This is a genomic window from Rahnella aceris (genome assembly GCF_011684115.1).
In the GTDB taxonomy this organism is placed as follows: domain Bacteria; phylum Pseudomonadota; class Gammaproteobacteria; order Enterobacterales; family Enterobacteriaceae; genus Rahnella; species Rahnella aceris.
Map to the genome: position 1 here is coordinate 2326045 of NZ_JAADJV010000001.1, position 17233 is coordinate 2343277.

Here is a 17233-nt window from a genome sequence, read left to right on the forward strand (position 1 = left end):
TATCCGTATTAATGTCCGTATCGAAGTTTTAAAGCTTCCGGATAAGGCTCGAAATAACGCTGGTCAGCCAGATAGGCATCCGGGTATTCCGACATGTAATGTTTGAGCAAGGTGATCGGCGCCAGCAACGGCTGCATGCCCTGGCGATAGCGGTCGATCAGGCCCGCAAGTTCCTGACGCTGCGGCGAACTCAGCTGTTTGCGGAAATACCCCTGCACATGCATCAGCACGTTGGTGTGATTGCGGCGCGTGGCTTTGTGGAGCAACAGGTTCATCAGCCGTAACCGGTATTCAGTGAAGTAGTCCTCAAGGGAATCCCACTCTGCCATCGCAGCCACAAAGCGCCCCAGCTCACGATATTCCGGCTGAGAATGGGCCAGCAAAATGAGTTTATAACGGCTGTGAAATGCCATCAGTTTGCCGCGCGTCAGGCCACTTTCGCGAAGCTGGTTCAGTTCAAACAGCGCAAAAACGCGCTCAACAAAATTCTCCCGCAGCACCGGATCGTTTAACCGGCCATCTTCTTCCACCGGCAACCACGGATGCTGTTTCATCAGCTCGGCGGTATACATCCCGATACCGGCTTTTTTGGCATCTTTACCGTTAGCGCTGTACACCCGCACCCGCTCCATCCCGCAGCTCGGGGATTTTGCACAGACGATATAACCGCAAAGGCCGGTCAGCGGCGCCACGCGTTTTTCGGCGTAACTCTGCATCTTTTCGGTGACGTCGATGCACTCGTCATTGCTGAAACGCATCACGATACTGTCATCCATTTTCACCAGACGCAGCGCCGGACGCGGCGTCGGTAAGCCTATCGCCATTTCCGGGCAGATCGGCTCGAACCGCACATAAGGCGCCAGTTGCTCTACGGCAAACGCCAGACGTTTATGCCCGCCATCAAAGCGGACATTTTCACCCAGCAGGCATGCACTGATACCAATCGGAATTGTTTTCGTCATTGTCGGCGCCTTGTGTCCCAGAAAGGAAAGTAAGAGGTGGCATTGATTCATCACCCTTATGTATAACTTTAGCACAAGTTATACATAAAAATAATATTGTACAAGTTTATCGACAGGCAATAAAAAACCCCGCGGGGAACGGGGTTTCTGGCTCCTCCCCTTCGCAGGGGAGAGAGCTAAATCAGTAAAAGTCTTGGGTCGCCATCTCGGCATGACTCAGCCATACCGGCTTATCGCTGGTTTTCATCCAGACACGGTGTAAATAGCTGTAAAAACGGGCGCGGTCAGCGCGGAACAGCATGACCGGCAGGGCCAGAACACCGGCAGCGATAACAAAAGCGCGGCGGGCCAGTATGCGGGTCATTGTGTATGGCGTGTAATCATTCATCGCGTTGCTCCTGTGCAATTTGGAAAGTTTTCGGAAACTGTAAGTTGTGAAAAATATACTGCAATTGATGAAATTTTACTACTCATCTGACCACTTTAAAGTGTAAATTTTCGCCAATTTTGGCCTGTTGCTGTAATTGAGTTACAAAATGGTTAAATAAATACGTAACCCAGGTTAACCACCAATTCCTAAGTCATTGGAGTAACAGCAAGGCAGCAGGCGAAAGCATCCCGATGAGCGGACTCAGGTCAGTGATTCGGGTTAGTGAGCGCAAGTAACGCCGCTGTGGCTTTAAGGACGAAGGAATTTTTATACTTTTTTTACACGCAGGAACGCTTTCTTTTCAGGATCTTTTCCCGCCTTTCCTTATTCTCGCCACAACATAAAAACACACCTGTGGAGGTGGATTGTGAGTGTTGGCGTAATCTGCGGCGCATTACTGGTTCTTCTGCTGCTCGGCTATCTGGTTTATGCCCTGCTGAATGCGGAGGATTTTTAAATGGCTGCAACCGGATTCTTACTGATTGCCAGTTTTATGCTGGTGCTTTTGCTGCTGGCAAAACCACTGGGTAACTTTATTGCTCAACTGATTGAAGGACAGCCCGGCGCATTTATTCAGCGCATAGAAAACGGTGTTTTACGCACGTCTGGCAGCAGCAATGCTGAAATGAACTGGTGGCAGTATGCACTGGCGATCATGGTATTTAACATTCTGGGCATTATCGTGCTGATGGCGCTGCTGATGGCGCAAGGCGTATTGCCGATGAACCCGCAGCATTTCGGCGGATTGTCATGGGATCTGGCCTTTAACACCGCAGTGAGTTTCGTGACCAACACCAACTGGCAGGCTTACAGCGGCGAAAGCACGTTGAGCTATCTCAGCCAGATGGTCGGGCTGACTGTGCAAAACTTCCTCTCCGCTGCGACCGGTATCGCCGTGGCGTTTGCCCTGATCCGCGCCTTTGCACGCCCTTCAGCACACACCATCGGCAATGCCTGGACGGATTTATGGCGCATCACACTGTATCTGCTGCTGCCGGTGGCTTTCCTGCTGGCACTGTTTTTCGTCAGTCAGGGTGTACTGCAAAACTTCGAAGCGTACCAGCACATCACCACACTGGAAGGCCTGCAACAGACCTTACCTATGGGGCCGGTGGCTTCGCAGGAAGCGATCAAAATGCTCGGCACCAACGGCGGTGGCTTCTTTGGTGCTAACTCTGCCCATCCGTTTGAGAACCCGACCGCACTGACCAACATGGTGCAGATGCTGGCGATCTTCATTATCCCTTGTGCCTTGTGCTTCGCTTTTGGCCGCGTGGTCGGCGATAACCGTCAGGGGCACGCGCTGGTCTGGGCGATGTCGGTGATTTTCGTGGTGTCGGTCGTGGTAGTGATGTACGCCGAGCTTAAAGGCAATCCGCACTTCATAGCACTTGGTGCCAGCAGCAATTTTAATATGGAAGGTAAGGAAAGCCGCTTCGGCATTCTGGCCTCCAGCCTGTACGCCGTCGTCACTACGGCGGCCTCGTGCGGTGCGGTCAACGCCATGCACGATTCCTTTACGGCACTCGGCGGTATGGTGCCGATGTGGCTGATGCAGATTGGCGAAGTGGTGTTCGGCGGCGTGGGTTCCGGTCTGTACGGCATGCTGCTGTTTGTACTGCTGACGGTGTTTATCGCCGGGCTGATGATTGGCCGTACACCGGAATATCTCGGTAAGAAAATAGACGTTTACGATATGAAGATGACCGCGCTGGCAATCCTGGTGACACCGACGCTGGTGCTGCTCGGCACGGCACTGGCGCTGGTCACCGACGCCGGTCGCGCAGGCATTTTAAACCCCGGCGCGCACGGATTCAGTGAAGTGCTGTATGCGGTGTCTTCCGCCGCCAATAACAACGGCAGTGCGTTTGCCGGGCTGAGCGTCAATACGCCGTTCTACAACCTGTTGCTGGCAGCCTGTATGTTCTTCGGCCGCTTCGGCGTCATCATTCCGGTGCTGGCGATTGCCGGTTCTCTGGTGATGAAAAAACGCCAGCAGGCAGGCAACGGCACGTTGCCGACGTCCGGCCCGCTGTTCATCGGTCTGCTGGTCGGTACCGTGTTGTTAGTCGGTGCACTGACCTTTATTCCGGCGCTGGCGCTGGGACCGGTGGCAGAACATTTGCAGGTCTGGTCAGCACAGTAATGCTGCGTAACTCGTTGAACTGATGAATATAGAGACTAAAAAGATGAGTCGTAAACAACGTGCGTTATTTGAACCCCGTCTGATCCGCACTGCCCTGCTGGATTCGGTGAAAAAACTGGATCCCCGTGTTCAGTGGCGCAATCCGGTGATGTTCGTGGTGTATCTGGGCAGCATTCTGACCACACTGATCTGGCTGGCAATTCTGCTGCACCGGACCGACGGCAGCGCGGCTTTTACCGGCAGCGTGTCGCTGTGGCTGTGGTTTACCGTGCTGTTCGCCAACTTCGCCGAAGCACTGGCGGAAGGCCGCAGCAAGGCGCAGGCGCAGAGCCTGAAAGGCGTGCAGAAAACCAGTTGGGCGAAAAAAATCTACGAACCACGCCCTGAATCGCCGGTGATTAAAGTCGCCGCCGATACCCTGCGCAAAGGCGATTACGTGCTGATCGAAGCAGGCGATACCGTGCCATGCGACGGTGAAGTGCTGATCGGCGGTGCGTCGGTGGATGAAAGCGCCATTACCGGTGAATCTGCGCCGGTGATCCGCGAATCCGGCGGCGACTTCTCCTCGGTCACCGGCGGGACGCGCGTCTTGTCAGACTGGCTGGTGGTCGAATGTTCGGCGAACCCAGGCGATACCTTCCTCGACCGTATGATTGCGATGGTCGAAGGTGCGAAACGCCGCAAAACGCCAAACGAAGTGGCGCTGACGATTTTGCTGGTGGCGCTGACGCTGGTGTTCGTGCTGGCTACCGCCACGCTGTATCCGTTCTCGCTGTTCAGTGTTGACGCCAGTCACGCTGGTATTCCGGTGACTGTCACCGTGCTAGTCGCCCTGCTGGTGTGTCTGATCCCGACCACCATCGGCGGTTTGCTGTCGGCGATTGGCGTGGCGGGTATGAGCCGCATGCTGGAAGCGAACGTCATCGCCACCAGCGGCCGTGCGGTGGAAGCCGCCGGTGACGTGGATGTGCTGCTGCTGGATAAAACCGGCACCATCACGCTCGGTAACCGCCAGGCATCGCAGTTCCTGCCCGCGCCGCAGGTGACGGAACAGGAACTGGCCGATGCCGCGCAGTTATCCTCTCTGGCTGATGAAACGCCGGAAGGCCGCAGTATTGTGGTGCTGGCGAAGCAGCGCTTTAACCTGCGTGAACGCGATATTCATTCGCTGAATGCAACCTTCGTGCCCTTCTCCGCGCAAACCCGCATGAGCGGCGTCAACGTCGGTGACCGCAGCATCCGTAAAGGGGCGGTTGACGCTATCCGTCGCCATGTGGAATCCAACGGCGGTACCTTCCCGAAAGCCGTCGAGGGGCTGGTGGAAACCGTGGCGCGTAAAGGCGGCACGCCGCTGGTGGTCGCTGAAGGCGCGAAAGTGCTGGGCGTGGTAGAGCTGAAAGATATTGTCAAAGGCGGTATCAAGGAACGCTTTGCCGAGCTGCGCAAAATGGGCATTAAAACGGTGATGATCACCGGGGATAACCGCCTGACCGCCGCCGCGATTGCCGCCGAAGCGGGCGTGGATGATTTTCTGGCGGAAGCCACACCGGAAGCCAAACTGGCATTGATTCGTCAGTATCAGTCAGAAGGTCGTCTGGTGGCGATGACCGGCGACGGTACCAACGATGCGCCGGCGCTGGCACAGGCCGATGTCGCGGTGGCGATGAACTCCGGGACGCAGGCAGCGAAGGAAGCCGGGAACATGGTCGATCTCGACTCCAACCCGACCAAGCTGATTGAAGTGGTGCATATCGGTAAACAAATGCTGATGACACGCGGCTCGCTGACCACCTTCAGTATTGCCAACGACGTGGCGAAGTATTTCGCCATTATCCCGGCGGCGTTCGCGGCAACCTATCCGCAACTCAATGCGCTGAACGTGATGCACCTGACGTCGCCGTCTTCGGCCATTATGTCGGCGGTCATTTTCAACGCCCTGGTGATTGTGTTCCTGATCCCGCTGGCGCTGAAAGGGGTGAGCTATAAAGCCATGAGTGCCGCCGCCCTGTTGCGCCGTAACCTGTGGATTTATGGTGCGGGCGGGCTGCTGGTGCCGTTTGTGGGTATCAAGCTGATAGACGTGATCCTGACCGTTTTACATCTGAGCTGATTTTTAAGGAAGACCATTATGTCCGTTACAAGAATGTCCTATGTGCGTCCGGCTCTGGTGATGACAGTTCTGCTGACGCTGGCAACCGGCGTCGTTTATCCACTGCTGACCACCGGCGTTTCAGAGCTGGTATTTCGCCCGCAGGCGATGGGTTCGCTGATTAAAGACAGCGGCAATAAAGTGATTGGCTCAGAACTGATCGGGCAGAATTTTACCCGCAATGATTACTTCTGGGGCCGTCCGTCCGTCACCTCCGATTCGCCGTATAACCCGATGGCGTCGGCAGGGAGTAATCTGGCGGCCAGTAACCCGGCGCTGGATCAGGCAGTGAAAGACCGCGTGGCAGCGCTGCGCAAAGCCAATCCGCAAAGCCCGGCAACGGTGCCGGTGGATCTGGTGACCAGCAGCGGCAGCGGACTGGATCCGCAGATTTCAGTGGAAGCGGCACAATGGCAGGCTCCGCGCATTGCTGCCGCACGCGGGCTGCCACTGGCGCAAGTGAATAAATTGATTGATGATAATACATCATCACCGCTGATTGGTTACCTTGGCCCCGACGTCGTTAATGTGCTCGGCCTGAATCAGGCGCTGGATGAACTGAAAACCAATTAACCAACCTCACAGGATGATATGACAGAAGATCGCCCCGATCCCGACAGCCTGCTGGCGCTCGCCAACGAGAAGCCACGCGGGCAACTGAAAGTCTTTTTCGGTGCCTGCGCGGGCGTCGGTAAAACTTTTGCCATGTTGCAGGAGGCGCAGCGCCTGCGCGCCACCGGCCTCGACGTGCTGGTTGGCGTGGTGGAAACCCACGGCAGGCAGGAAACACAGGCGCTGTTGCCGGGGCTTTCTCTGTTACCGCCGAAACGCATTCAACACCGCGGACGTCAGGTGCAGGAGTTTGACCTCGATGCTGCGCTGGCCCGCCGCCCTGCCCTGATCCTGATGGACGAACTGGCGCACAGTAATGCTGCCGGTTCGCGCCATCCGAAACGCTGGCAGGATGTCGAAGAGTTACTCGATGCCGGTATCGACGTATTTACCACCGTGAACGTTCAGCATCTGGAAAGCCTGAACGATGTGGTCAGCGGCGTCACCGGCATCATTATTCGTGAAACGGTTCCCGACCGTCTGTTTGATGGCGCCAGCGAAGTCGTGCTGGTGGATTTACCCCCCGATTCCCTGCGTCAGCGCCTGAAAGAAGGCAAAGTTTATATTCCCGGTCAGGCCGAACGCGCCATCGAACACTTCTTCCGCAAAGGCAATCTGATTGCCCTGCGCGAGCTGTCCCTGCGTCGTACCGCCGACCGGGTAGACGACCAGATGCGCGAATACCGCGATGATCAGGGCATCAGTCGTGTCTGGCATACCCGCGATGCGCTGTTGCTGTGTATCGGTCACGGTGGCGGCAATGAGAAATTAGTCCGCGTCGCCTCGCGCCTGGCAGCGCGCCTCGGTTGCGTCTGGCACGCGGTGTATGTCGAAACCCCGCGTCTGCACCGTTTACCTGAAGGTCAGCGTCGCGCCATTTTGCGTTCCCTGAAACTGGCGCAGGAACTGGGGGCAGAAACTGCCACGCTCTCCGATCCGCAGGAGGAACAGGCGATTTTGCGTTACGCCCGCGAACATCGTTTGGGCAAAATCATGACCGGCAGACGCCGTGAAAAGCGCTGGAAATTCAGCGCCAGTTTTGCTGATAAGCTGGCGGAAATCGCGCCCGACCTCGATTTAATCGTCGTCGGGCTGGAAGATGCACCGGTCACGCCCCTGCGCAAAGAGCAGGACTCGCGCACGTTTGCTGATCGCTTCAGTCGCCAGTTGTGGGGCTGTGCGCTGGCCGTGGCGCTGTGCGCGGTGATCACCGTGATGTCGCAATGGCTGGTGCCGACGTTCGATCAGGCCAATCTGGTGATGGTGTATCTGCTCGGCGTGGTGATTGTCGCGCTGTTTTATGGCCGCTGGCCGTCAGTGCTGGCGGCGGTGATTAACGTCATCAGCTTTGATCTGTTTTTCGTGCAACCCCGTGGCTCGCTGGCGGTGACTGACGCGCAATATCTGGTGACTTTCGGCGTGATGCTGACTGTCGGCATACTGATCGGGAACCTGACAGCAGGGGTGCGTTATCAGGCGCGTATCGCCCGTCACCGTGAAAAGCGTGCGCAGCATCTGTATGAAATGTCCAAAGGGCTGAGCCAGTCGCTGACGCCGGAAGCCATCGCGCAGACCAGCCGCCACTTTATTTCTTCCAGTCTGAATGCCAAAACCGCCATTTTGCTGCCGCAGGAGAACGGTGAACTGGCGCAGCCTGCGGGTGAAATCACCTCGATTGTGGTGGATGACGCTATCGCCCGCTGGAGTTTCGACAAAAAACTGCCAGCCGGTGCGGGCACGGATACCCTGCCTGGCGTGCCGTACCAGCTTCTGCCGCTGATTGCATCCGGCGAATCACGCGGCCTGCTGGCGGTCGAACCGCCGAATATCCGTCAGTTGTTAGTGCCTGAACAGCAGCGTCTGTTGCAGACCTTTACCGTGCTGATTGCCAATGCGCTTGAACGTCTGCATCTGGCTGCCCGCGCGGAAACGGCACGGCTGGAAACCGAACGCGAACAATTGCGCAACTCGCTGCTTTCAGCGCTTTCCCACGATTTACGTACCCCACTGACGGTGCTTTTCGGGCAGGCGGAAATCCTTACGCTGGATCTGGCGTCGGAGGGCTCGAAGCACGCACCGCAGGCCAGCCAGATCCGCCAGCAGGTGCTGAGCACCACGCGGCTGGTGAATAATCTGCTGGATATGGCGCGCATTCAGTCCGGCGGATTTAATTTGCGCAAAGAGTGGCAGTCAGTGGAAGAAATCACCGGCAGCGCATTGCGGATGCTCGAACCCGTACTGGCGCACGACAACATCGAAATTGATTTGCCGAAGGAAATGGTGTTGGTTAACTGCGATGCCAGCCTGATTGAACGGGTGCTGATCAATTTGCTGGAAAATGCCCATAAATATGCCGGAACCGGTGCGACAATTGGCATTAAAGCCACGCCGCTGGATGAATGGCTGGAGATGGAAGTCTGGGATAACGGCCCTGGTATTCCGGCTGGCGCCGAGCACACCATTTTCGAAAAATTCGCCCGCGGTAATAAAGAATCCGCCATTCCGGGTGTGGGGTTGGGATTAGCGATTTGTCGTGCCATTATTGAGGTGCACGACGGACGGATCTGGGCGGAAAATGGCCCGAACGGCGGTGCGCGTTTTCGTTTCAGGCTGCCGCTCGAGGCATCGCCGGAGATGGAAAGTGACATGGAATCAGACATCGACGAGGTATCGTGAGCGCATCCCCGATAAATATTTTAATTGTTGAAGACGAAAAAGAGATCCGCCGCTTTGTGCGTACGGCACTGGAGGCGGAAGGCCTGCGGGTGTTTGAAAGTGAAACGCTGCAACGCGGGCTGATTGAGGCCGGCACGCGTAAACCGGATCTGGTTATTCTCGACCTCGGTTTACCAGACGGTGACGGCCTGACCTATATTCGTGATTTGCGCCACTGGAGCGCCATCCCGATTATTGTGCTGTCGGCACGCACCCGTGAGGAAGACAAAATTGCCGCGCTGGATGCCGGTGCCGATGATTTTCTCACCAAGCCGTTTGGCGTGGGTGAACTGCTGGCGCGGGTTCGTGTGGCCCTGCGCCGCCATACGGGCAGCGCGCAGGAAAGCCCGCTGGTGACGTTTTCTGATGTGACGGTAGATTTGATCAACCGGCGCGTACAGCGTAACGGTGATGATTGTCATCTGACGCCGATTGAGTTTCGTCTGCTGGCCGAACTGCTGGCGAACAGCGGCAAAGTCATTACTCAGCGTCAGTTACTGAGCCACGTGTGGGGCCCGAATTACGTCGAACACAGCCATTATCTGCGCATCTACATGGGGCATTTGCGCCAGAAACTGGAAGCCGACGCCACCCGGCCACGTCATTTACTGACCGAAACCGGCGTGGGCTATCGCTTTATGCCTTAGGTTCGTCAGTCTGCGGTTTGGTTTCGGCAAATTCGGCTTCCAGACTTTCTGCAGCCTGCTGCAAAATCGCACTCACCCGCACCACCTGTTCCGGCGTTAAATCCGCACGCATCATGTTACCGCGCAGTGCATGCCTCAGGCGGTGCATCGACTCATGAATGCCCTCTGCCAGGTTGTTTTCACGCGGACGCTGCGCGCCAGCCAGACGGGCAAAAATCACATCAACCACCGCCTGATGTTGCGCCAGTTCCACTTTACCGGCTTCGGTGATCTGATAACTTTTCCGGCCATTACCGGTGGCGACAGGCTCGAGGAAATCCTGCTCTTCCAGCAGCGTCAGCGTCGGATAAATCACGCCAGGGCTTGGTACGTAAAGACCTGACGATGCCTCTTCAATCGCTTTGATCAACTCATAACCATGGCTCGGTTTTTTCGCCACCAGCGCCAGCAGGACGCGGCGTAAATCACCGTGTTCGAACAGACGATGTACACCGCGCTCGCCACGACCACCCCGACGACCATCGCCACGCCCGCGATGTTCACGCCCTTCCTCACCCCTGTCTTCCCCACGATGACGACCATCACGGCGTAACATGTGACGCTCACTGTGATCACTGCGTTCTGATTCATGACGGCAATGGCCGCGATGCCCTTCTTCCCGGCTACCGTGACCGCGATGGCGGCCTTCAAACATTTTGCTAAACATAATTTATGTCCCATTTAGATATATCGAATCATTTCGATATATCTAAACTAGATCGGTTTTCAGAAACTGGCAAGCCGAAAAATGCATTTAGATAACTCTTTTTGATGTCTGAACTTCCGGCAAAAAATGGACAAAAAAAAAGCGCTGAATAATCAGCGCCTTTGATGAGAAGCAGAGAACGGCTTATTTAGCGTCGGCAAGCACTTTGCTGACGATTTCTACCGCTTCTTTCTCGATTTGCTCACGGTGTTCAGCACCGAGGAAGCTTTCACAATAAATCTTGTAAGCTTCTTCTGTACCGGACGGACGGGCCGCGAACCAGCCGTTTTTGGTCATCACTTTCAGGCCGCCGATGGACGCGCCGTTGCCCGGTGCGTTGGTCAGACGGGCGGTGATCGGGTCACCGGCCAGCGTGTCGGCTTTCACCTGTTCAGGAGAAAGTTTAGACAACGCGGCTTTCTGCGCATGAGTCGCAGGTGCCTGAATACGGTTGTAGCTTGGTGCGCCAAAGCGGGCAGCCAGCTCATTGTAATGTTCCTGCGGGTTCTTACCGGTAACGGCAGTAATTTCCGCCGCCAGCAGGCACATGATGATGCCGTCTTTGTCGGTAGACCACGGCGTGCCGTCGAAACGCAGGAAAGAAGCCCCTGCACTTTCTTCGCCACCAAAACCGAAGCTGCCGTCAAACAAACCATCAACGAACCATTTGAAACCAACCGGCACTTCCACCAGTTTACGGCCCAAATCTTCCACCACGCGGTCGATCATCGCACTTGAGACCAGCGTTTTACCGACGGCAACGTCTTTGCCCCACTGCGGACGGTGCTGGAACAGATACTGAATCGCCACCGCCAGATAATGGTTCGGGTTCATCAGACCCGCAGGCGTCACGATACCGTGACGGTCATAGTCAGGATCATTAGCAAAGGCCAGATCGAATTTATCACGCAGCGCCAGCAGACCCGCCATTGCGGATTCGGACGAGCAGTCCATACGGATCACGCCGTCGTGGTCGAGATGCATGAAACGGAAAGTCTGATCGACTTCATCGTTCACCAGCGTCAGATCCAGTTTGTAATGCTCCGCGATGCGTTTCCAGTATTCGATACCGGAACCACCGAGGGGATCCACACCCAGTTTCAGACCCGCTTTCTGAATCGCAGCCATATCAACGATGTCGGTCAGCCCTTCGATAAACGGCTGAACCAAATCTTTCGCTGCCAGATGACCACTTTTCCACGCCAGATCCAGAGACTGACGTTTCACACCTGTCAGTTTCGCGGCCAGCAATGCGTTAGCACGTTTCTCAATCACGGAGGTCAGGTTGGTATCCGCCGGACCGCCGTTGGTCGGGTTATATTTGATGCCGCCATCTTCCGGTGGGTTGTGCGAAGGCGTGATGACGATGCCATCCGCCAGCGCGCCGCCGTTACGGTTATGCGTCAGAATGGCGTGAGACACAGCCGGTGTCGGCGTAAACCCGTTGTTTTCCTGAACAATGACATCAACGCCATTGGCGGTCAGCACTTCCAGCACGGAAATAAACGCCGGTTCAGACAACGCGTGCGTGTCTTTACCCACGTAGCATGGCCCGGTGGTGCCCTGCTCTTTACGCACTTCGGCAATCGCCTGAGCAATCGCCAGAATATGCGCTTCATTAAAGCTGTGACGCAACGCGCTACCGCGATGGCCGGACGTGCCGAATTTCACAGCATGCGCCGTGTTTGCCGGATCCGGTTGCAGAACGTAGTACTGTGACGTTAACTGCGCCACATTGATCAAATCGCTTTGCTGAGCAGGTTGCCCTGCACGGGGGTGATTAGCCACTGGCGCTTCTCCCTTACGCTGAAATTAAAGGGTGCCGCAAACTTTGTCAGTCAGTTCCGTCGGGAACTGCATGAGCTGCATGATGTGTTCAATCATGCTGCGTTTGCGACCTGTGTTGGTATTCGTAATAACCCAATACGGCGTTCCGGGAACGTGTTTAGGCTTGGTATGAATGCCGTTTTGCAGCAAGGTTTGCTGGTCACCGGCAAAGTAAGTCCGCGTGCGCCCGGTCAGAGAGTCGGTCGCCGTCGCAAATTCTTTAGGGTTCAGGGTATACAAGGTCGAGAGGATCAGCATAAAACGGTTAACCGCTTTAGTCTGTTCTGCGTATTCGTCGGACAGCAACAGTTCACGAACGGCGCGGACTTTATCACGCGACGTCGGTGCGGCGGCGGCGGCAGGTTTTTCCTGCGCGACAGTTCCGGCGATAACAGAAGTGGTCACTGGTACGGCAGGAGCGGTCTGACCGGCAGTAAACTTCAACATACGGCGTAAAATATCAGACGCACTTTCACCGATTGCTTGCGTGTGGCTGGCAATGTAGCGGTAGAGTTCTTCGTCAACCTCAATAGTTTTCATCTTTATCCAGTACTGTTTTTCTACTTAATTCATTCGAAAGGATTATACAAATTTCTACGCAGTAACAAACAGAGGAATTGCGCCGCGAAGTAAAATCCAGACAACTTCCCGATTTTGCTGCATGCAGGCTCCGGCCCGTTCTGCTCCTGGTAGTCAAATCCCGCTCAGGCATCTGGCAGAAACTTTCTGTTTTAAAAAATTATCCGCAAGTCATGATAACCTAATGAGATTGTTTATCTGTATGAACTTCTCTATGAAATTACATTATCGCCTGCAAGAATCTGAAGTCGCTGACAGCACTGCACTGCCGGTTTTGCTCATCCACGGATTGTTCGGCACCCTTGATAATCTGGGCATTCTGGCCCGGGACCTGAGACAACAGCATAACGTGTTACAGGTGGATTTGCGTAATCACGGCCAGTCAGGACGTTCTGATGAAATGTCTTACGCCGCCATGGCGCAGGATTTAGTGGAAACGCTGGATGCTGTTGGTTTCCAAAAAGTCATTGTGATCGGCCATTCAATGGGTGGGAAAGCGGCGATGGCGTTGACGGCACTGATCCCCGACCGTATCGAAAAGTTGATCGCCATTGATGTCGCGCCGGTGGATTATCACGTGCGTCGCCATGATGAGATTTTTGCGGCGATTAATGCCGTGACCGAGGCAGGACTCCGCGACCGTACCTCCGCTACCGAATGCATGCGCACGTATATAAAGGAAGACGGCGTGATCCAGTTCCTGCTCAAATCATTCCAGCAGGGAGAATGGCGCTTTAACGTGCCGGTGCTGCTCAGTGAATACGAAACTATTACCGGCTGGGAAGACGTGCCTCCGTGGGATCACCCGGCGCTGTTTATCCGTGGCGGGCTATCGCCGTATGTGCAGGATGAATATCGCGACGCGATTGCCCGACAATTTCCGCAGGCCAAAGCGCATGTGGTGGCGGGAGCCGGTCATTGGGTGCACGCGGAAAAACCCGATGCAGTACTGCGCGCGGTGCACCGTTTCATCGATGCGGCCTGAGGTTTAACATCCTGGGGATAAATTGTGCAAAAAGTCTGCACAACTTAAGAAGTTATCATGAAATCAGGGTAATCAGGCGTTGTGAACCCCTGGTGCGCCAGTGTATGATTGCGCGCTATAATTTTGCCGCCCCGTTTACTCACAGTGAGTCGCGGGAGGTGAATTGGGTCAGGGTTTCTTAGCCCGAAATGTGTGAAACGCTCGTCAGGAACCGGCTTGCGGTTTTCCGATGTAAAAACTTCCCTGGTTGTACCGCTACCTATGGCAAAAGAACAACTGGATCGCACGACGATTGATCTGTTCGCAGATGACCGTCGTCCGGGGCGTCCAAAAACAAATCCGCTATCCCGTGATGAACAGCTCAGGATCAATAAGCGCAACCAGTTACGCCGCGATAAAGCGAGCGGCCTGCGTCGTGTGGAGCTGAAAATGAATGCCGATGCTGTTGATATGCTCAATAAGCTGGCAGAAGAACGCAATATCAGTCGTAGCGAATTGATTGAAGAGATGCTGCTGTCGCATCTTAACGGTCATGAAGGCTGATTGAAAAGCGGGTAACCCTCTCAGGCTACCCGTTTGTTTTTTCTTACTTATTCCATATTAATTCACGTCTTCCTGCTCAGAACGTTTCCCAGTTTTCAGCACTTTTCGCCGAAAGCATGCTGGTATCCGGACGCAATAACGGTGCGGAAATTGACTTCCCCGGACGTGAACCGACGCTCGTCACGCTATCTTTAAGTTTGAACGTAGCAACGGCATTGTTCAGCAATGAAGCCTGCTCTTCCAGTGATACTGCAGCCTGCGACGCCTGTTCTACCAGCGCGGCGTTCTGCTGTGTGACGCTGTCCATTTCTGTGACGGCAACCGCCACCTGACTGATTCCTTTGCTTTGCTCATCGGATGCAGAGGCGATTTCCGCCATGATGTCAGTGACATGCGTAATTGAGCGCACCACTTCATTCATCGTCTGACCGGCGTTTTCAACCAATTTCGAACCGCTGTCGACGCGGGAAACCGATTCGCTGATGAGCTGCTCGATTTCTTTCGCCGCCTGCGCACTGCGTTGTGCAAGATTGCGCACTTCGCTGGCAACCACTGCAAAACCGCGCCCCTGCTCGCCCGCACGTGCCGCTTCGACGGCAGCATTCAGCGCCAGAATGTTGGTCTGGAAAGCGATGCTGTTAATCACAGAAGTGATTTCAGCAATTTTCTTCGAGCTGCCGGAGATATCTTTCATGGTGCTGACCACGTCTGCCACGATGTTGCCGCCCTTCTGCGCGGTGGTGGAAGCCTCCATCACCAGCTGGCTGGCGTGATGCGCGTTATCGGCATTGTGTTTAACGGTAGCCGTCAGTTCTTCCATGCTGGCAGCGGTTTCTTCCAGCGCCGACGCCTGTTCTTCCGTACGGGAAGACAAATCGTTGTTCCCGGCTGAAATTTCTGACGCGCCCTGATAGATGTGATTGGTGCAGTTGCGGATGGTCTGAACGGTATTGACCAGGCTCAACTGCATCTCGTTCAGCAACGGAATCAGCTTACCGGCGCAGTTTTTACCGAATTCTTCCAGATAAAACGTCAGATCGCCGCTGGCGATCACCGCGAAGTGACCGCGGATTTTATCCAGCGGCTTCACCAGCGCCATCACCAGATAACGGTCAGTCAGCAATAAAATCACCAGCCCGATACCAAATGCCGTCAGCAGAATCACTTTGCTAAATGACGTCAGATGGGTGGATTGCCGTTGTGCCGCATCAAAATCGACAGCGATCTGACCGCTGACTTTTTCCATTGATGAGCCAAAGCTGCGGCTCAGTGCAGGCACGGTGGAATTGGCTAGCTGGTTATAGGACTCCGTATTTTTGCTGCGGGCTGCGTCGAACAATGGCGTGACGCCCTGCGTGATCAGATTTTCCCAACTGGTGATTAATTCCTGCACGGAGGAATCTTCCAGCCCCGGATGCGGTGCCGCTTTAAAACTGGCCAGAGCCTGCGTCAGCCCGCTGAGTGATTGTTTGGCGGTATCAAAAATTTCCGGACCTTTTGACGGATCGGCCTGAAGCTGTGCCACGGCGCGGCTCAGGCGCGTCACGGTACGAAAATACTGATCATTTCCTTTATTGATCAGCGCCATATTGTTGACCAGCTCGGTACTATTTTTGGTATTTTGGGTCAGTGTGTCCAGTGAGGTGACGGTGTAAAGGGAAACACCTGCCCACATGACGCAAAAGATGCCAAGAATGGTTAATAAAGCGGCCCTGATGGTGATATTTTTTAAAAACTGCACGATATGCCTCTCTCGAAACATGTCTGTTTCTGGCCTGAGGATTGACGGGGATGCGGAGAATCAAGACAGGTAACCAGCAGGCAAGTGCCCCAGGACATGTTTGAACACCTCTCCGGGCATCGATTTCTTTATTATGTTGAGATTGCTCCCGAATCATCTATCGGCGGAATGTTCTCGAAATTTAGTATTGTGACAACTTATTTCTCAAACTTGCTTTTGACCTCATTAACCCTGAGGTTAATTCGCCGCAGGTGAAAGCACACAAAGGCGATAACACATAAAAATATTGCCCGATAAACTTATTTCCCAGTTAAGAAGGCGAGCAGAAGCATATTCTCCGCCGCACGAGTTTGCTATCATCTGCATTATTATTGCCTGCGTTGCAGAGCACTTCATTGAGAACAAGAGGTTAGGTAATCTTATGGCCGTTGTAGGTATCTTCTTTGGATCCGATACAGGTAACACCGAAAACATCGCAAAAATGATCCAGAAGCAATTGGGTAAAGATGTTGCAGAGGTGCATGACATTGCGAAGAGCAGCAAAGAGGATCTGGAAAAATTCGATATTTTGCTTATCGGCATTCCAACCTGGTATTACGGTGAAGCGCAGTGTGACTGGGACGACTTTTTCCCAACGCTGGAAGAGATAGATTTCGAAGGTAAGCTGGTGGCACTGTTTGGTTGCGGTGACCAGGAAGACTACGCCGAATATTTCTGCGATGCGCTGGGCACCGTGCGCGATATCATTGAGCCACGCGGCGCAGTGATTGTCGGACATTGGCCTACCGAAGGTTACCACTTTGAAGCATCTAAAGGCCTGGCGGATGATAAGCACTTCATAGGACTGGCAATTGACGAAGATCGTCAGCCCGAACTGACCAGCGAACGTGTTGATGCCTGGGTGAAACAGATCACAGAAGAACTTAGCCTTTCTGAAATTATTGGCTAAAAACCCTGTTGGCCCTGAGGATTTATTCTACAATTGAAGGGCCAAACTATTACTGAAATTAACAATTTAACTGCTACAAAATTGTAACTTTCGGTCGTATCAAGGTACACTGAGTTCCTCTGTTTTTTCTATTGATCAAGTCGTTGCATTCCAAATGTGACCGGCAATTTGTGATCTTTATTAACAGGCTGTCGTTGACGAGA

15 protein-coding genes are annotated in these 17233 nt (G+C 54.4%); 9 read left to right on the forward strand and 6 right to left on the reverse strand.

The window, feature by feature from the left end:
- Positions 1-8: 8 nt before the first annotated feature.
- Both GW591_RS10650 and GW591_RS10655 read right to left on the reverse strand, forming a co-directional pair.
- Positions 9-962 carry a YbgA family protein gene (locus GW591_RS10650; protein WP_166860561.1) on the reverse strand — a complete coding sequence of 318 codons (954 nt, stop codon included), beginning with the start codon at positions 960-962 and terminating at the stop codon, positions 9-11.
- A gap of 181 nt (positions 963-1143) precedes the next feature.
- Positions 1144-1350 (reverse strand): YbfA family protein, encoded by a 207-nt coding sequence (locus GW591_RS10655; RefSeq protein WP_013576456.1) that lies wholly within the window; start codon positions 1348-1350, stop codon positions 1144-1146.
- 409 nt (positions 1351-1759) lie between these two features.
- On the opposite strand from GW591_RS10655, the gene GW591_RS10660 reads away from it, so the two are divergent.
- Genes GW591_RS10660 through kdpE form a run of 6 tightly spaced genes read left to right on the forward strand, consistent with a single transcriptional unit; the run spans position 1760 to position 9661 of the window.
- Positions 1760-1849 carry a K(+)-transporting ATPase subunit F gene (locus tag GW591_RS10660; RefSeq protein ID WP_071823630.1) on the forward strand — a complete coding sequence of 30 codons (90 nt, stop codon included), beginning with the start codon at positions 1760-1762 and terminating at the stop codon, positions 1847-1849.
- Positions 1850-3538, forward strand: a complete 1689-nt coding sequence (gene kdpA, locus GW591_RS10665; protein ID WP_013576457.1) for a potassium-transporting ATPase subunit KdpA — start codon at positions 1850-1852, stop codon at positions 3536-3538.
- 43 nt (positions 3539-3581) lie between these two features.
- Positions 3582-5648 (forward strand): potassium-transporting ATPase subunit KdpB, encoded by a 2067-nt coding sequence (gene kdpB / locus GW591_RS10670; RefSeq protein WP_013576458.1) that lies wholly within the window; start codon positions 3582-3584, stop codon positions 5646-5648.
- Positions 5649-5681: 33 nt separating this feature from the next.
- On the forward strand, positions 5682-6260 hold the full coding sequence (kdpC, locus tag GW591_RS10675; protein ID WP_183065367.1) for a potassium-transporting ATPase subunit KdpC: 579 nt from the start codon (positions 5682-5684) through the stop codon (positions 6258-6260).
- Positions 6261-6278: 18 nt separating this feature from the next.
- The gene (kdpD, locus tag GW591_RS10680) at positions 6279-8975 is read left to right on the forward strand and encodes a two-component system sensor histidine kinase KdpD (RefSeq protein WP_037037073.1); all 2697 of its coding nucleotides are present in this window, start codon (positions 6279-6281) and stop codon (positions 8973-8975) included.
- Positions 8972-9661, forward strand: a complete 690-nt coding sequence (gene kdpE, locus GW591_RS10685; RefSeq protein WP_013576461.1) for a two-component system response regulator KdpE — start codon at positions 8972-8974, stop codon at positions 9659-9661. Before kdpD ends, kdpE begins: the two co-directional genes overlap by 4 nt.
- On the opposite strand, the gene GW591_RS10690 is transcribed toward kdpE, so the two are convergent.
- From GW591_RS10690 to seqA, 3 genes are all read right to left on the reverse strand, one after another.
- Positions 9651-10367 (reverse strand): PadR family transcriptional regulator, encoded by a 717-nt coding sequence (locus GW591_RS10690; RefSeq protein ID WP_013576462.1) that lies wholly within the window; start codon positions 10365-10367, stop codon positions 9651-9653. The genes kdpE and GW591_RS10690 overlap by 11 nt on opposite strands.
- A gap of 183 nt (positions 10368-10550) precedes the next feature.
- Positions 10551-12194, reverse strand: coding sequence for a phosphoglucomutase (alpha-D-glucose-1,6-bisphosphate-dependent) (gene pgm, locus GW591_RS10695; protein WP_119261854.1), 1644 nt, complete (start codon positions 12192-12194; stop codon positions 10551-10553).
- A gap of 24 nt (positions 12195-12218) precedes the next feature.
- The gene (seqA, locus tag GW591_RS10700) at positions 12219-12773 is read right to left on the reverse strand and encodes a replication initiation negative regulator SeqA (protein WP_037037064.1); all 555 of its coding nucleotides are present in this window, start codon (positions 12771-12773) and stop codon (positions 12219-12221) included.
- Between the two features lie 241 nt (positions 12774-13014).
- Between seqA and ybfF the strand changes: the two genes are divergently transcribed.
- Both ybfF and ybfE read left to right on the forward strand, forming a co-directional pair.
- Positions 13015-13797 carry an esterase gene (ybfF, locus tag GW591_RS10705; RefSeq protein ID WP_126125305.1) on the forward strand — a complete coding sequence of 261 codons (783 nt, stop codon included), beginning with the start codon at positions 13015-13017 and terminating at the stop codon, positions 13795-13797.
- Between the two features lie 261 nt (positions 13798-14058).
- Complete coding sequence (gene ybfE / locus GW591_RS10710; protein WP_015690259.1) at positions 14059-14340, forward strand: LexA regulated protein; 282 nt, start codon at positions 14059-14061, stop codon at positions 14338-14340.
- Between the two features lie 76 nt (positions 14341-14416).
- Here ybfE and GW591_RS10715 read toward each other — a convergent pair whose 3' ends face one another.
- Complete coding sequence (locus tag GW591_RS10715) at positions 14417-16081, reverse strand: methyl-accepting chemotaxis protein (RefSeq protein ID WP_015690260.1); 1665 nt, start codon at positions 16079-16081, stop codon at positions 14417-14419.
- 421 nt (positions 16082-16502) lie between these two features.
- Here GW591_RS10715 and fldA point away from each other — a divergent pair, with 421 nt between their 5' ends.
- Positions 16503-17030: a flavodoxin FldA gene (fldA, locus tag GW591_RS10720; protein WP_013576468.1), complete on the forward strand. Its 528-nt coding sequence runs from the start codon at positions 16503-16505 to the stop codon at positions 17028-17030.
- The last annotated feature ends 203 nt before the right edge of the window (positions 17031-17233 follow it).

Excerpts from the sequence above, each read along its gene's own strand:
- GW591_RS10650 (WP_166860561.1), bottom strand. The coding sequence starts at position 962 with ATGACGAAAACAATTCCGATTGGTATCAGTGCATGCCTGCTGGGTGAA.
- GW591_RS10655 (WP_013576456.1), bottom strand. The coding sequence starts at position 1,350 with ATGAATGATTACACGCCATACACAATGACCCGCATACTGGCCCGCCGC.
- kdpA (WP_013576457.1), top strand. The coding sequence starts at position 1,850 with ATGGCTGCAACCGGATTCTTACTGATTGCCAGTTTTATGCTGGTGCTT.
- kdpB (WP_013576458.1), top strand. The coding sequence starts at position 3,582 with ATGAGTCGTAAACAACGTGCGTTATTTGAACCCCGTCTGATCCGCACT.
- kdpC (WP_183065367.1), top strand. The coding sequence starts at position 5,682 with ATGTCCTATGTGCGTCCGGCTCTGGTGATGACAGTTCTGCTGACGCTG.
- kdpD (WP_037037073.1), top strand. The coding sequence starts at position 6,279 with ATGACAGAAGATCGCCCCGATCCCGACAGCCTGCTGGCGCTCGCCAAC.
- GW591_RS10690 (WP_013576462.1), bottom strand. The coding sequence starts at position 10,367 with ATGTTTAGCAAAATGTTTGAAGGCCGCCATCGCGGTCACGGTAGCCGG.
- seqA (WP_037037064.1), bottom strand. The coding sequence starts at position 12,773 with ATGAAAACTATTGAGGTTGACGAAGAACTCTACCGCTACATTGCCAGC.
- ybfF (WP_126125305.1), top strand. The coding sequence starts at position 13,015 with ATGAACTTCTCTATGAAATTACATTATCGCCTGCAAGAATCTGAAGTC.
- ybfE (WP_015690259.1), top strand. The coding sequence starts at position 14,059 with ATGGCAAAAGAACAACTGGATCGCACGACGATTGATCTGTTCGCAGAT.
- fldA (WP_013576468.1), top strand. The coding sequence starts at position 16,503 with ATGGCCGTTGTAGGTATCTTCTTTGGATCCGATACAGGTAACACCGAA.